At 61.8% G+C, this 13,870-nt stretch carries 15 protein-coding genes; 11 read left to right on the forward strand and 4 right to left on the reverse strand.

Going from position 1 to position 13,870, the window contains the following annotated elements; all coding sequences use genetic code 11:
* The first annotated feature begins 14 nt into the window (after nucleotides 1-14).
* The 7 genes from BSY16_RS25480 to BSY16_RS25505 all read left to right on the forward strand — a co-directional run bounded on the left by BSY16_RS25480 (nucleotide 15) and on the right by BSY16_RS25505 (nucleotide 5,839).
* A complete protein-coding gene (locus tag BSY16_RS25480; protein WP_069062597.1) occupies nucleotides 15-362 on the forward strand; it encodes a cupin domain-containing protein in 348 nt (115 codons plus the stop codon).
* Nucleotides 363-515: 153 nt separating this feature from the next.
* On the forward strand, nucleotides 516-2,021 hold the full coding sequence (locus BSY16_RS25485; protein WP_069062598.1) for an aldehyde dehydrogenase family protein: 1,506 nt from the start codon (nucleotides 516-518) through the stop codon (nucleotides 2,019-2,021).
* Nucleotides 2,022-2,048: 27 nt separating this feature from the next.
* Nucleotides 2,049-3,236: a saccharopine dehydrogenase family protein gene (locus BSY16_RS25490; RefSeq protein ID WP_069062599.1), complete on the forward strand. Its 1,188-nt coding sequence runs from the start codon at nucleotides 2,049-2,051 to the stop codon at nucleotides 3,234-3,236.
* 160 nt (nucleotides 3,237-3,396) lie between these two features.
* Entirely contained in the window at nucleotides 3,397-3,558 is a 162-nt protein-coding gene (locus tag BSY16_RS32560) for a hypothetical protein (protein WP_171902484.1), read from the forward strand.
* Nucleotides 3,559-3,664: 106 nt separating this feature from the next.
* Complete coding sequence (locus BSY16_RS25495; protein WP_069062600.1) at nucleotides 3,665-4,360, forward strand: helix-turn-helix transcriptional regulator; 696 nt, start codon at nucleotides 3,665-3,667, stop codon at nucleotides 4,358-4,360.
* 64 nt (nucleotides 4,361-4,424) lie between these two features.
* A complete protein-coding gene (locus BSY16_RS25500) occupies nucleotides 4,425-4,799 on the forward strand; it encodes a VOC family protein (RefSeq protein WP_069062601.1) in 375 nt (124 codons plus the stop codon).
* A 122-nt stretch (nucleotides 4,800-4,921) separates the two neighbouring features.
* Nucleotides 4,922-5,839: a LysR family transcriptional regulator gene (locus tag BSY16_RS25505; RefSeq protein WP_069062602.1), complete on the forward strand. Its 918-nt coding sequence runs from the start codon at nucleotides 4,922-4,924 to the stop codon at nucleotides 5,837-5,839.
* On the opposite strand, the gene BSY16_RS25510 is transcribed toward BSY16_RS25505, so the two are convergent.
* Nucleotides 5,824-6,132, reverse strand: a complete 309-nt coding sequence (locus tag BSY16_RS25510; protein WP_069062603.1) for a putative quinol monooxygenase — start codon at nucleotides 6,130-6,132, stop codon at nucleotides 5,824-5,826. The genes BSY16_RS25505 and BSY16_RS25510 overlap by 16 nt on opposite strands.
* A gap of 19 nt (nucleotides 6,133-6,151) precedes the next feature.
* On the reverse strand, nucleotides 6,152-7,165 hold the full coding sequence (locus BSY16_RS25515) for a zinc-binding alcohol dehydrogenase family protein (RefSeq protein WP_069062604.1): 1,014 nt from the start codon (nucleotides 7,163-7,165) through the stop codon (nucleotides 6,152-6,154).
* A 373-nt stretch (nucleotides 7,166-7,538) separates the two neighbouring features.
* Here BSY16_RS25515 and BSY16_RS25520 point away from each other — a divergent pair, with 373 nt between their 5' ends.
* A complete protein-coding gene (locus BSY16_RS25520; RefSeq protein ID WP_069062605.1) occupies nucleotides 7,539-8,696 on the forward strand; it encodes a CaiB/BaiF CoA transferase family protein in 1,158 nt (385 codons plus the stop codon).
* Nucleotides 8,693-9,829: a type 2 periplasmic-binding domain-containing protein gene (locus BSY16_RS25525; protein ID WP_069062606.1), complete on the forward strand. Its 1,137-nt coding sequence runs from the start codon at nucleotides 8,693-8,695 to the stop codon at nucleotides 9,827-9,829. The genes BSY16_RS25520 and BSY16_RS25525 overlap by 4 nt, the downstream gene beginning before the upstream one ends.
* A 170-nt stretch (nucleotides 9,830-9,999) precedes the next feature.
* Here the strand turns inward: BSY16_RS25525 and BSY16_RS25530 are convergent, their stop codons facing one another.
* Complete coding sequence (locus tag BSY16_RS25530) at nucleotides 10,000-10,527, reverse strand: MaoC family dehydratase (protein WP_069062607.1); 528 nt, start codon at nucleotides 10,525-10,527, stop codon at nucleotides 10,000-10,002.
* A gap of 60 nt (nucleotides 10,528-10,587) precedes the next feature.
* Nucleotides 10,588-11,373, reverse strand: a complete 786-nt coding sequence (locus BSY16_RS25535) for an IclR family transcriptional regulator (protein WP_069062608.1) — start codon at nucleotides 11,371-11,373, stop codon at nucleotides 10,588-10,590.
* A 158-nt stretch (nucleotides 11,374-11,531) separates the two neighbouring features.
* Between BSY16_RS25535 and BSY16_RS25540 the strand changes: the two genes are divergently transcribed.
* Together BSY16_RS25540 and BSY16_RS25545 are read left to right on the forward strand one after the other, a co-directional pair.
* Entirely contained in the window at nucleotides 11,532-12,842 is a 1,311-nt protein-coding gene (locus BSY16_RS25540) for a type 2 periplasmic-binding domain-containing protein (protein WP_069062609.1), read from the forward strand.
* A gap of 128 nt (nucleotides 12,843-12,970) precedes the next feature.
* Complete coding sequence (locus BSY16_RS25545; protein WP_069062610.1) at nucleotides 12,971-13,867, forward strand: carbohydrate ABC transporter permease; 897 nt, start codon at nucleotides 12,971-12,973, stop codon at nucleotides 13,865-13,867.
* Nucleotides 13,868-13,870 lie beyond the last annotated feature (3 nt).

Below are 13,870 nucleotides of genomic sequence, written 5' to 3' on the forward strand. Positions count from 1 at the left end.
CGAAAGGAAACCCCATGACCGCGACACCATTGATGCGCAAGCCGCTGGAAGAAACCGACCTCAAGGACTGGGGCGTGATCCCCACCATGATCGAGGGCGAAAGCCGCACCTCCGGCAAGGTCATCTACAAGGGGCCGAACGGCGAGTCCGAAAGCGGCCTATGGATCTGCACTCCCGGCAAATGGTTCTGCCACGTCACCAGCGACGAGTTCTGCCACTTCCTCGAAGGCCGCTGCACCTATGTGCATAAGAGCGGCGAGGTGATCGAGATCACGCCGGATACCGCGGCGTTCTTTCCGAAGGACTGGAAGGGCGAGTGCACCGTGCATGAAACGGTGAAGAAGGTCTACATGATCCGGTAAGGGGCCGCCTCTCATCCGCCTGTCGGCACCTTCTCCCCGCTAGCGGCGAAGGGACTTGCCGCGCCGTTTCGTCTCTCTCGCCCCGCTTGCGGGGAGAGGGCGGGGTGAGGGACGAGCAAGTTTTCTGCGTGATGGAACCTCAAGGAAAATACCATGTTTAACCCTGCCGAACCCGTCTTCTACCGGCATCCGGCCTATTTCCCGAGCGAGGGTACGCGCCACACGGTGATCGATCCCGCGACGTTCGCGGCCGTCGGCACCATCGCCGACACGACGCTGGCGGAGATGGAAACGGCGCTCGACGCTGCCGGGAAGGCGCAGCGCGACTGGAAGCGGCTCGACGCCAAGACACGCGCGACCATTCTCCACCGTATCGCCAACCGTATCGAGGCGACGGACATGCGGCGCTGCGTGGAACTGATGTCGCGCGAGATGGGCAAACCCTATCCGGAGGCGATCGGCGAGGTTGCCAATTGCGCCGGGGCCTTCCGCTATTTCGCGGAAATGGCCCGCGACGAGGCCGGCAAGGTGGCGGGCACGACGCAGGCGGGCTCCTTCCAGCACGCGCGCTACGAGGCACTCGGCACCAGCGTGCACATCATGCCGTTCAATTTCCCGATTCTGCTGATGTGCTGGACGGTCGCCGCGTCGCTAGCCTCCGGCAATGCCTGCATCATCAAGCCGGCGCCGGCGACGACGCTGTCGACGCTGGAGTTCATGCAGGTGTTTGAGGCATTGCCGGAGGGTTTGATTGCCTGCCTGCCGGGCGGGGTCGAACTCGGCAGCGCGCTGATCGCTTCACCGAAGACCCATGCGGTGGCCTTCACCGGTTCGGTTGCCGCCGGCAAGGCTGTGGCCATGGCCGCAGCGGCTGAGATGAAGCCTGCCGTCATCGAGGCCGGCGGCTCGGATCCGATGATCATCACCGCACATGCGCCGCTCGACGTGGCCGCCGCCGGTGCCGTCACCGCTGCCTTCCACATGTCCGGCCAGGTTTGTACCTCGGCGGAGCGCTTCTTTGTCGTCGATGCGGTGCATGACGAATTCATCGAGAAATTTGTTGCTGAAACGAAGCGCCTGCGCATCGGCAACGGGCTCACCCGTGCCGAGATCGGTCCGCTCGTCAGCGAGGCGGCGCGGGCGAAGGTCATCCGGCTGGTCGAGGATGCCAAGGCGAAAGGCGCGACCGTCGTGATCGGTGGAAAGATACCGGAGAGCGAGCCCGTCGGCTGGTTCTACGAGCCGACCATCCTCACCAACTGCACGCCGGACATGGCGATCCTGCGCGAGGAGTGTTTCGGTCCTGTTGCCGCCGTCATGCGGGTCGCTGATTTCGACGAGGCGATCGAGCGAGCGAACGACAGCGAATTCGGCCTAGGGGCTTCGGTCTTCACCACGTCACTCGAAGAGGCGATGGAGGCGGCGGACCGGTTGGAGGCGGGCATGGTGTGGATCAACAATCCGCTGATCGACAACGATGCGCTGCCCTTCGGTGGCTGGAAGAAATCCGGCCTTGGCCGCGAGCTTTCCAAACTCGGCCTCGATGCCTTCCGCCGCTCCAAGATGGTCATCATCGACCACAAGCCAGTGATTCAGAGCTGGTGGTACCCCTATCCAGACGACTGGTTCTACGAGGAGGGCGGGCGCAAGCACGTCTGAAACCGGCAATTCTTTGAGGAAAAGACAATGATCATCACTCTTCTCGGCGGCGCGGGCTTCATGGGCGCCGGCATCGTGCGCGACCTCGTTTCCGACCGCGCCATCATCGACATCACGACCATCCGCCTCTGCGATGCCTCGCGGGAGAATATGGAGGCGCTGGCAAAGGAGCTTGGCGATCCGCGCGTCACGCTCGTCGATCTCGACGTGACGAATGCCGCGGCTTTGAACGCCTCGATTGCCGGCGCCGATATCTGCATCAATTGCGTGCCGACCCTGCTCGGCTTCCAGATGACGATCTTCGAGGCCGCACTTGCGCTCAAGGTGCCCTACATGGATCTCGGCGGCCTCGGCACCTACACGGTCAAGCAAATTGCCCAACATGAGCGTTTCAAGGCGGCCGGCGTGCCGGCGGTCATCGGCTGTGGTGCGGATCCCGGTATGTCGAACGTCATCTGCCGGGCGGTCGCCAATGAACTGGACGAGATCGACAAGATCAATCTCTACTGGGCCGCTGAACTGGTCGGCGACGAGAACCCTGTGCTCGTACCGCCCTACAGCGTCTCGACCGTGCTTGCCGAGTACGCCCATGCGAGCACGCAGTTTTACGGCGGTAAACATGTCGAATGCGCGCCGATGAGCGGTAGCGAGTTCCTCGACCTGCCAGAACCGTGGGGCCGCTGCGAATTCATGCATTCCCCGCATTCCGAGCAACTGACGGTGCCGCTTGCCGATGGCATCCGCGAGAAGGGCATCAAGGAGTTTTCCTGGAAGCTCCATCTGCCGCACCGCGAGCATGAGGCCTGGGTCGGTCTGGTGAAGGCTGGCTTCGGCGATTTCGATGAGCCCGTGGAAATCGGCGGCATCAAGGTCAAGCCACTCGACGTGCTGAACAAGGTGATCGAGCGCAACATCCGAAAAAACGCGGAAAAAATCCCGGCGCAGGACAGCCACGAGATCCATTTCGCGATCGGCTGCGGCCGAAAGGACGGGGTGGAACGCACCGTGCGCGTCGAGGTCACGGTATCACCGGACCCGATCTATGCACCCTATGTCGATGCCTGCACCTCGATGAATGCATCCATCGCCGCCCAGCTCATCCTGTCCATGCCGAGGAAACCGGGTGTCCATGCACCGGAAAGCTATTTCGACATCACTAGCTATTTCCCGGAACTGGAAAAGCGGAAATTCCATATCGCCAAGACCGTCACGTGACGGGCGTGTGAAATCCCTGTTTACGAGTGTGGCGAAATTGAGAAAAAATACCCTACCAATCTTATAGGGATAATATATAAATAGTCCCAGAGAACGGGCGGGCATGAGTGTCCGTCCAGGAGAGACCGGAAATTCGGCCTCCGCAGCAAGGGATGATGGCATGAGCAGTACGAAACTCGGCGGCCGTTCTACGTTTGGTTCCTTTAGCGCGGTCAATGATCGCCGTGTCCGCCGCGCAGAGCGGCAGGTTCTCTTGAACAATATCATCGTCGCCGGTGCTTTCCTCTTCGTCAGTGCAGTGGTTTTCGGCCTCGTCGGCTGAATTTTCTCCCCCGCTTTTTTAGGCCGAGCATGATCGTGTTTCATGCTCCCATCATATCCGGCCGCTGCCATTGTCTGGCAACGGATATGCGCTAGACATTCATGCCATGTCTCGCTCCCAACGCCTGTTCGATCTGCTGCAAGTCTTGCGTCGCCATCGCCGGCCCGTGAGCGGTCGGGTGTTGGCGGAAGAGACCGGCGTGAGTTTGCGCACGCTTTACCGCGACATTGCCAGTCTTCAGGCGCAGGGCGCTGATATCGAAGGCGAACCGGGTCTGGGATACGTCCTAAAACCGGGATTTCTGCTGCCGCCATTGATGTTCACGCCGGAAGAGATTGAGGCACTGGTTCTCGGCACGCGTTGGGTTGCGCAGCGCGCCGACAGCCACCTTCAAGGTGCCGCCCGCAACGCTCTCGCCCGCATTTCCGCCGTCCTGCCACCAGAACTGCGCACCGAACTGGAAACGTCGCCCCTGCTCGTAGGTCCCGGCGACGCGCTCCCCACTGGCCGTATCGATCTTTCCATTCTGCGCGGTGCGATCCGGGCGGAACGCAAAGTGTCAATCATCTATCGCACTGGCGGAGGAGAGCCTTCGGCACGGGTCGTGTGGCCTTTTGCACTCTCGTTTTTCGATCGTGCCCGCGTCGTCATCGCCTGGTGCGAATTGCGAAACGGATTTCGTCACTTTCGCACCGATCGTATTGAAACGGCTGAAGTGCTGGAAGACCGGTACCCGAAACGACGGCAGGCGCTGCTGCGCGCCTGGCGGGACGTGGAGGGCGTTCCCACCCGTGATGTATGATGCTGCCAAAAACTGACAGCATGAGCGGTTAGAAACACCCTGTCTTCAAACACAGGAGGTTTTCATGACCGGCAACAACAGCATTCTTCTCTACGTGGCAGACGCCGAGGCAAGCGCCCGTTACTTCACCCGCCTGCTTGGCCTGGAGCCCGTGGAGGCGAGCCCAACCTTTGCGATGTTCCGGCTTCCCTCAGGACTTGGGTTTGGTCTCTGGCGCCGGGACGGTGTGGAACCGGCGTCGATTGCAGCAGGCGGTGGCTGCGAAATTGCCTTCCGGGTGGCCGATGCGGCCGCAGTCGATACGCACTACCGGGATTGGTCTGGCAAGGGGGCCGATATCCTCATGCCGCCGACGGATCTGGAGTTCGGTCGCAGCTTCGTCGCGACGGATCGTGATGGGCACCGGCTGCGCGTCTATGCCGTCGCCGATGAAGGCTGAATCGTCTTCGCCTCCGGCCGGTCCACATTGGACGCTGTGAGGAGATCATGCAGCCTTGCCCGCTTGCGGTAACACCCGATAATTGCTTTGGTCCGCTGGACATAATTCGGGATAATCGATCAATGCTGCTTGAAAACCTCTCGCTCTTCCTGCGCATCGTCGAAAAGGGCGGGCTTGCCGTTGCGGGGCGTGAGGTTGGACTTTCACCCGCCACCGTTTCCGAACGGCTGGCCGCGCTGGAGGCCTACTACGGCGCGGCGCTGCTGACCCGCACCACGCGTGCCATCAGCCTGACCGACGAGGGGCGGGCGCTCGTCGAAGGCGCGCGGCGCCTGCTGGCGGAGGCGGAGGAGATGGAGAGCCGCGTGCGGCACGGGGCGAATGTCATTTCCGGGCCGATCCGGCTGAGTGCGCCGGAAGACCTTGGCCGGCGCCTACTCGTTCCGGTGATCGATGCCTTCCTGGAGGAGCATCCCGCCGTCACGGTCGATATCAACCTCACGGACGGGAATGTCGACCTTGTCGGGCAGGGCATGGATTTCGCGATCCGGCACGGCGTTCTGGCGGATAGCAGCCTGCGGGCAAAACCGCTGGGTGAGAACCGCCGCATCGTCTGTGCGTCACCCGCTTATCTCGACGCCAACGGCGTGCCGCAGCATCCGGACGACCTAGCGCGACACGACTGCATCGTCATGCGCTTCGGACAGAACATCGATCGTGATTGGTCCTTCGTCATCGATGGCGCGGTACGCAAGGTCGCCGTGCGTGGCCGGCGCGTAGCGAATGACGGTGGGCTGGTGCGGCACTGGTGCCGCGAGGGCCGCGGCATCGCGCTCAAATCGATCCGCGACGTGGATGCGGACCTGGCCTCAGGTGCACTGGTCGAGCTGCTCAAGGATTTTTCCGCCGGCAGCACGGGGCTGCAGATCGTCTATCCACCGAGCGCGGTGCAGCCGCGGCGGGTGAGGCTGTTGATCGATCGTATCGCCGCGGCGCTGTCTCCAGGCCGCGGCGTGGTGTTCGGTCAGGACGATACCTGATCCAGGTAGATCAGGCGCAACGGTTCTTCGAGCAGGTCGTCGATCGTGGCGGCGAACGTCTGGAAATACGGCGCGGCAACATGCTCGTCGAGCGCAGCCTGGTTGGTAAAGGCCTCGCGCATGTAGAAGGCGCCAGGTTCGTCGCGGAGTTCAAACAGCACATAGTCGAGATTGCCGGTCTCCGCCCGTGTCGGTTCGATGAGGGCGAGCAACCCTTGCCGCAGCGCTTCCCGCTTGCCGGGCCTCGCCTTCAAAACCGCAAGGGCAATGAGCTTTTCGGTCGATATCGTCATGATGTCTCCTCTCGTGCGCTCAGAAACCGGCGAGCACGATCTTGCCCTTGGCCTTGCCGGACTCGATGAGGGCATGGGCGCGCTTGAGGTTTGCCGCATTGATGGCGCCAAAATTCTCGTTGAGTGTCGACTTGATCTTGCCGGTATCGACGAGGTCGCTGATGCGGTTCAGCAGGTCGTGCTGCTTCTCGATATCGGCGGTGGCAAAGAGCGAGCGGGTGAACATCAGTTCCCAATGCAGCGAGATCGATTTACGCTTCAGCGGGAGGGCGCTCAGTTCCTTCGGGTCGTCGATCAGGCCGAACCGACCCTGCGGCGCGATCAGTTCGACGATCTCGCCCAGATGATCTTGGGTGTTGGTGGTGGAGAAGACGAAGGCGGGCTCGCCGAGACCGAGCGCCTCGACCTGTGCGGCCAGCGGCTTGCGATGATCGATCACATGGTGCGCGCCGAGCGCCTTCACCCAATCCTGCGTCTCCGGCCGGGAGGCCGTGGCGATGACCGTCAGGTCCGTCAGCGCCCGGGCGATCTGGATCGCGATCGAGCCGACGCCTCCAGCGCCGCCGATGATGACGATGGCGTTTGCGGCGCCGGGCACAGGCCGGGTGACGTCCAGCCGGTCGAACAGCATTTCCCAGGCGGTGATCGAGGTCAGCGGCAGGGCAGCGGCAGCCGGGAAATCGAGGGTTTCCGGCTTTTTCCCGACGATGCGCTCATCGACGAGATGGAATTCGGCATTGGTACCCGAGCGATTGATCGCGCCGGCATAGAAGACTGCGTCACCCGGCTTGAACAGTGTCGCCTCCGGCCCGACCGCGGTGACCACACCGGCGGCATCCCAGCCGAGGACCTTCCATTCCCCATCCGCAGGCTTTGCCGAGGCGCGGATCTTGGTGTCGACCGGGTTGACCGAAACGGCCTTCACAGCGACGAGGATGTCGCGCCCGGCTGGCTCCGGCCTCGGCAGATCGAAATCGACAAGGGCGGTTGCGGCGTCGATGGGTTGCGGGTTCTGGTAGCCGATGGCTCGCATGGTGAAGCTCCTGATTGGTGTTTAAAAAGTCAGATGGCGCGGGCGCTGCCTTCAATGTCGACGACGCTACCGTTCATGAAGGGAATGTCGCGATGATCTCATCTTGGCATTGTCGAGTTTCATGTTGGCTCCCTCTTAATTTGGCAATACACTTTGCGCGCATCGCGCATAATTCGGCGCAAAACGAAATAATAATTCGGTTTTTCCGTTGATTGCCCGCGAGCCAGACCTCGGATGCTCCAAGCTTAGCGTATCCGAAGCCATCGAGCGATGATGCCGTCGCGAGGCTTGAAACGAAAACTCACATATGAAATGATAATTTAAATAAGAATGAGATCGCGATCGGCTGTCATCACAGCTGGAGGATATGTGAATGCAGGATGATACCGGGCTGCTGGCCGGCCTGACCGTGCTCGATATGAGCCAGTTTCTCTCCGGCCCCTACTGTTCGCTGCGATTGCTCGATCTGGGTGCGCGGGTCATCAAGATCGAGCGTCCGGATGGCGGCGATCTTTCGCGGCGGCTCTATCTCAGCGACACGGAGGTCGGTGGCGACTCGACGCTGTTCCATGCCATCAATCGCGGCAAGGAAAGCCTCGGCGTCGACCTCAAGAACCCGGACGATCTTGCCTTTCTGCGCACGCTCATTGCGAAGGCCGATGTGCTGATCCAGAATTTCCGCCCGGGCGTCATCGAACGCCTTGGTCTCGATTACGAGGCGGTGAAGGCGATCAACCCTTCCATCGTCTATGCCTCGATCAGCGGCTACGGCGAGGACGGCCCCTGGGTGATGCGGCCGGGACAGGATCTGCTGGCGCAGGCGCGGTCCGGCCTGATGTGGCTGAACGGCGATGAAGAGCAGGGGCCGGTGCCCTTTGGCCTTGCTGTTGCCGACATGCTGGCCGGGGCCAATGCCTGCCAGGGCATTCTGGCGGCTCTCGTGCGGCGCGGGATTTCCGGCAAGGGTGCCTTTATCCAGACGAGCCTGCTCGAAAGCCTGGTCGATTTCCAGTTCGAGGTTTTGACAACCCATCTGAATGACGGCGGTCGCCGGCCGAAGCGGGCCGGTTTCCGCAGCGCGCATGCCTATCTCTCCGCACCCTACGGCGTCTATCCGGCCAAGGATGGGTATCTGGCGATCGCGATGACGCCGATCGGGCGCTTGCAGGATCTGTTGCAGATAGAGGCGCTTGCCCCCTTCCGAGATGACAGCAGGGCGTGGTTCACGGCGCGCGATGCCATCAAGCAGATCATCGCCGACCGCATCGCGACGGAAACGGTCGACCATTGGCTTTCCATCCTCGAGCCCGCCGATATCTGGTGCTCCAAGGTGCTGGAATGGCCGGAACTGCTTTCGAGTGACGGTTTTCGCATCCTCGACATGTTGCAGACGGTGACGCGCGAGGACGACGTTTCGATCGGCACGACCCGCTGCCCGGTCCGCGTCGATGGCCGTCGCCCCTCCGGTGGCCGCGCCGCGCCGCGGGTCGGCGAGCACAGCGATCGCATCCGTGCGGAGTTCGCCCGATGAGCACGGTTACCCTCAAGGGCATGACCTGGAGCCATCCGCGGGGTTACGACCCTATGGTGGCCTGCTCGGACGATTGGTTGCAGAAGACGGGCGTTGTCGTCGAATGGGACAAGCGTTCGCTTCAGGATTTCGAGAGCTTTCCTGTCGAGGAGCTTGCGCGCCGCTACGATCTCATCGTGATCGACCACCCGCATGTCGGCCAGATCACCGCGGAAAACTGCCTCGCTCCGCTGGATGTGCCAGGCTGCGAGGCGGCTTTCGCTGCTCTGGCGGAAGGATCGGTCGGTGCGTCTTTCCCAAGCTATTATTGGCAGGGCCATCAGTGGGCTTTCCCGATCGATGCCGCCACACAAGTGCTTGCCTTTCGGCCGGATCGATTGGGCACGGCGCCAACGGCATGGGCAGATGTTGTCGACCTTGCGCGGGGCGGGGAGGTGTTGCTTCCCCTGCGGCCGCCGCATTCGTTGATGTGCCTGTTCTCGCTGTGCGGCAACTTCGGCCGGCCTTGTTCCGTGGAAAGAGACCGTCCCTTCGTCGACGCGGAAATCGGCGTGCAAGCGATCGAGATGATCCGGGAACTGGCAGCGCTCACCGATCCCGCCTGTACCGGCATGGACCCGATCGCCGTGCTGGACCGCATGGGCGAGGAGGGGTCGCGCTACAGCCTCGCGCCTCTGATCTACGGCTATGTCAGCTATTCACTGGAAGGCTTTCGGGCGAACCGCATCGCCTTCGCCGACATGCCTGTCGCGGGGGCCAACGGACCCGTCGGGTCTGCGCTCGGCGGGACTGGTATTGCCGTTTCGGTCTTCTCGGCGAACCGTGATGCCGCCGTGGATTTCGCGTACTGGATTGCCGGTGGCGCGGTACAGGCCAATCGCTACTGGCGGTCCGGGGGGCAGCCAGGTCACGCTGCGGGTTGGGAGGATGATGCTGCCAATGCGGCAACGCTCGGCTTCTATCGCAATACGCGTCGAACATTGGAGGGGGCATGGCTGCGGCCGCGGCACGATGGCTATATGCCGTTTCAGGAGGCGGCTTCTCAGCGCATCAACCGGGCGGTGACAGGTCGGGAGCCGGCGGCGAAGGTCATCGGTGATCTCAACGATCTCTTCGTGAGCAGTTTTCGATAGGGAAGGGTGCCATTGGCGCGCCTCTCGAGGTTTTCGCCAGCCGTGCTCCAACCACGACGTCATCCTCGGCCTTGAGCCGAGGATCCATATATCTCAGCGTTGGGTCAGGCCCGACCATGACGGTGGAGAGGTTTGAATGAGGTTGCCAACACCTTTGGCACATTCACCCATCACGCCACTGGCTTGCCGTCCCGATATCTTACGGTCTGGATGTGCTCGCAATAGAGCACCAGCTCGCCTTCGCCCTTGAAGACTTCATAGGATGCGCGGATGAGGCCGAGATCGTCGTATTTCGGTTGTTTGTCGAGATTGGTGCGGATCGTGTAGATCGTATCGCCAATGAAGACGGGTTTGATGAAGCGCAGACGGTCGTAGCCGTAGGAGAAGGCGTTGACGCAATTGGTCGCCACCAGCCCGAGCCCTGCCGAAAACACGAAGGCACCAGCCACCAGGCGGCGGCCGAACAGGCCTTCGGTCTCGGCAAAAATCTGGTCGCCGACATAGGGGTGCATGTCGAGCACCAGCGCGTTGAACTGCATCGATTCGCCTTCCGAGATGGTGCGGCGCAGCGAGCGGATTTTGTGGCCGATCTCGAAATCCTCGTAGAACCAGTTTTCCGCGTTCCAGACCGGCAACGCCGCATGGGCCTCCGGCATGGTCTTCGGGTGGGTGCTCTCGATTCCAACTGTCGACGTCATGCGGGCCTCCTCTGAATGGGAGGAAGCTGCCACATAGGAATGGATTATTCAAATACGAATTTATGTTTCGGCAGTGAAGCCGGCGCCTGCCATTTCGGAAAGCTTGCTGGTGGTCTCGCTGATCAGCTGGATCGTCGTGGAAATGTCGGGGGCGGGCGTGTTGATCAGCGTGATATAGGGGACGGTGAGTGCGGCAATCGCGGTGCCGTCGGCACCGAGCACCGGGGCGGAAAGGTTGATGACGCCGGCAGTTTGGGCGCTCGGCATCATCTCATAGCCGCGCGTGCGGATGAGGTCGAGCCGCGCCAAAAATTCCGGCGTTACGCGCCCGTCCGTGCTGCTGTCGCCGATATGCTCGGCAATCATGCGTTCGCGCTCCTCCTTCGAGCGGAAGGCGAGCAGAACATGGCCGGAGCCTGTGTCGAACAGGCCGATGCGCGAGCCGACGCGGATAGAAATACCCCAGTAGCCCGGCGCCTCCTGCTGGGCGATGACCACGGGATTGCCGCGGTCGAAGACGACGAGCTGGTTGGCCTGGCGCGAGGCTTCCGCAAGCTCGCGCATCAGCGGTACGGCGAAGGAAACAAGGCGGCGCACCGGCGCATGGAGCTGTGCCAAACCGAAGAGTTTCAGGGTCAACGAGAAGCGGTCGCCATCGATGCGCGTGACGTAGCCGCGCTTCACCAGCCGGTCGAGCATACGGTAGAATTCGTTCGGGCTGCGATCGAGCCGCTTGGCGATTTCCGCCTGGGTCAGCCCGCCATCGACGGCCGCGAGGAGCTCCAGAATGTCGAGACCCTTGTCGAGCGCCGGCGCCCGGTAGCGATCGTTTTCCTCTTCCGACACCTGAAATCCTCCAGTGAATGAGTAAATTCATATACGCAGAAATAAGGCGTGGCAATGCGGCAAACCGGTTTTCTGCTTGACGAAGAATGAATAATTGGTTTGTATATGAATGAAGCTCTTATTGGTGAGGGCTGGCGAAAGCCACATGGGAGGAGAACATGTCGAGATTTCTAACCGGCGTCGCTGTCGGTGCGTTGATGTGCGCAGGCTCTGCGCTCGCCGCCGATCTGCCCGGAAAATTCGAAGGCGTGACCGTCGATGCAAAGCTCATCGGCGGTCAGCAATATGAAGCGCTCTATGCGCGCATCGCCGAATGGGAGAAGGCGACCGGCGCGAAGGTGAACGTTCTTTCGAAGAAGAACCACTTCGAGCTGGACAAGGAGATCAAGTCGGACATCGCGACCGGCAACATCACCTGGTGCGTCGGCTCGAACCACTCGTCCTTCGCCCCGCAATATCCGGATATCTATACCGATCTTGCGGCTTTGCTGCCGAAGGAAGAGATCGCTGCCTTCGTACCGGCCAACATCGCTGCCTCCACGCTCGGCGGCAAGCTGGTGATGCTGCCGCGCGCGCAGTTCGACGTCTCGGCCCTCTACTACCAGAAGAGCCTCTACCAGGACGACGCCAAGAAGGCGGCGTTCAAGGAGAAATACGGCTATGATCTGACCCCGCCGGACACCTGGCAGCAGGTCACCGACCAGGCGACGTTCTTCTCCAATCCACCGGATTTCTACGGCACGCAATATGCCGGCAAAGAAGAGGCGATCAACGGCCGCTTCTATGAAATGCTGGTCGCCGAAGGCGGCGAATATCTCGATGCCGATGGCAAGCCTACCTTCAACTCGGAAGCCGGCGTCCGCGCGCTCGACTGGTTCGTCAATCTCTATAAGGCGAAGGCCGTGCCGGTCGGCACGACGAACTATCTGTGGGACGATCTCGGCCAGGGCTTTGCCTCGGGCACGATTGCCGTCAACCTCGACTGGCCTGGCTGGGCAAGCTTCTTCAACGACCCGAAGTCGTCCAAGGTTGCCGGTAATGTCGGCGTGAAGGTTCAGCCGGCCGGTTCTTCCGGCAAGCGTACCGGCTGGTCCGGCCACCACGGCTTCTCGGTCACGGAAAGCTGCGCCAACAAGGAAGCGGCCGCTTCGCTCGCCTGGTTCCTCACCAACGAGGACAGCCAGAAGCTCGAATCGTCTGCCGGTCCGCTGCCGACGCGCACCGCTGTCTGGGAATACAACATCCAGCAGGCCGAAAGCGATCCGTATCGCAAGGAAGTGCTGACTGCCTTCCAGGAGGCGGCAAAACACGCCTTCGCGGTTCCGCAGACGCCGTCGTGGATCGAGATCTCCAATGCCGTCTATCCGGAGCTTCAGGCCGCCATCCTCGGCGACAAGACCTCCAAGGAAGCGCTGGATGCGGCCGCTGAAAAAGCGACACAGATCCTCGAAGACGCCGGCGCACTCTGATTGCCAAGCGTGGCGCCGGTTCGCCCGGCGCCACCCGCCACCTCTAGTGACATTCTGAAAGACAGGACCGTCTGCCGGCTTCGGCAAGCGGTGTCTTTCCTGCATTCGTGAAGACAGGAGAAGCCGACATGAAAGGCTGGAGGCCACCGGCACCGTTTCTGCTTCTGCTGCCCGCCGTCCTGGTGCTGGCAGCCGTCGTCATCATCCCGTTGATCCTGTCGCTCTATTCGAGCTTCACGCCATTCCGGCTGACGCAGCCGGCGTCGCTCTACACGTTCATTGGCTTTCGCAACTATGTTCGCATCCTGACGGATCTGGAGTTCTGGACGGCGTTCGGCCGGACCGTGCTGTTGCTCACCGTCGCGCTCAATGTCGAAATGCTGCTCGGCCTGGGGCTGGCCATGCTGGTCGAGAAGGCCACGCGCGGCCAGCGCTTGCTTCGTACCATCATGATGTTTCCCATGATGTTTTCGCCGATCCTCGTCGGTTTCCAGTTCAAGTTCATGTTCAACGACAATATCGGCCTCGTGAACAATGCACTCCAGTCGCTCGGCCTGACGGACCAGGCGATCCCGTGGCTGATCGACGGCACGCTCGCCTTCACCGCGATCCTCATCGCCGAAGTCTGGTCGTCCACCTCGGTCTTCGCGATCCTCATCCTCGCCGGCCTGCTCGCCATGCCGAAGGAGCCGATCGAGGCGGCGCGCGTCGATGGCTGCACCCCCTGGCAGACCTTCCGCTACGTCACCTGGCCGTTCATCATGCCCTTCGCCTATATCGCCATGACGATCCGCTCGCTCGATGTCGCACGCGCCTATGACATCGTGAAGATCATGACGGATGGCGGCCCGGCCAAGCGCACGGAACTGCTCTGGACGCTGGTCTCGCGCACGGCTTACGCCGATGCCCGCATGGGCCTCGCCAATGCCATGGCCTATGTCGCGATCCTGCTGTCCATCGTCTTCACCGTCTATTTCTTCCGCAAGCTCTCGGCCGCGCGGACCCAGATTGCAGCCGAATGGTAGGGG

The sequence above is a fragment of the Sinorhizobium sp. RAC02 genome, from assembly GCF_001713395.1.
Lineage (GTDB): Bacteria > Pseudomonadota > Alphaproteobacteria > Rhizobiales > Rhizobiaceae > Shinella.

Coding starts and splice junctions, on each gene's coding strand:
- BSY16_RS25480 (WP_069062597.1), top strand. CDS start 15: ATGACCGCGACACCATTGATGCGCAAGCCGCTGGAAGAAACCGACCTC.
- BSY16_RS25485 (WP_069062598.1), top strand. CDS start 516: ATGTTTAACCCTGCCGAACCCGTCTTCTACCGGCATCCGGCCTATTTC.
- BSY16_RS25490 (WP_069062599.1), top strand. CDS start 2,049: ATGATCATCACTCTTCTCGGCGGCGCGGGCTTCATGGGCGCCGGCATC.
- BSY16_RS32560 (WP_171902484.1), top strand. CDS start 3,397: ATGAGCAGTACGAAACTCGGCGGCCGTTCTACGTTTGGTTCCTTTAGC.
- BSY16_RS25495 (WP_069062600.1), top strand. CDS start 3,665: ATGTCTCGCTCCCAACGCCTGTTCGATCTGCTGCAAGTCTTGCGTCGC.
- BSY16_RS25500 (WP_069062601.1), top strand. CDS start 4,425: ATGACCGGCAACAACAGCATTCTTCTCTACGTGGCAGACGCCGAGGCA.
- BSY16_RS25505 (WP_069062602.1), top strand. CDS start 4,922: ATGCTGCTTGAAAACCTCTCGCTCTTCCTGCGCATCGTCGAAAAGGGC.
- BSY16_RS25510 (WP_069062603.1), bottom strand. CDS start 6,132: ATGACGATATCGACCGAAAAGCTCATTGCCCTTGCGGTTTTGAAGGCG.
- BSY16_RS25515 (WP_069062604.1), bottom strand. CDS start 7,165: ATGCGAGCCATCGGCTACCAGAACCCGCAACCCATCGACGCCGCAACC.
- BSY16_RS25520 (WP_069062605.1), top strand. CDS start 7,539: ATGCAGGATGATACCGGGCTGCTGGCCGGCCTGACCGTGCTCGATATG.
- BSY16_RS25525 (WP_069062606.1), top strand. CDS start 8,693: ATGAGCACGGTTACCCTCAAGGGCATGACCTGGAGCCATCCGCGGGGT.
- BSY16_RS25530 (WP_069062607.1), bottom strand. CDS start 10,527: ATGACGTCGACAGTTGGAATCGAGAGCACCCACCCGAAGACCATGCCG.
- BSY16_RS25540 (WP_069062609.1), top strand. CDS start 11,532: ATGTCGAGATTTCTAACCGGCGTCGCTGTCGGTGCGTTGATGTGCGCA.
- BSY16_RS25545 (WP_069062610.1), top strand. CDS start 12,971: ATGAAAGGCTGGAGGCCACCGGCACCGTTTCTGCTTCTGCTGCCCGCC.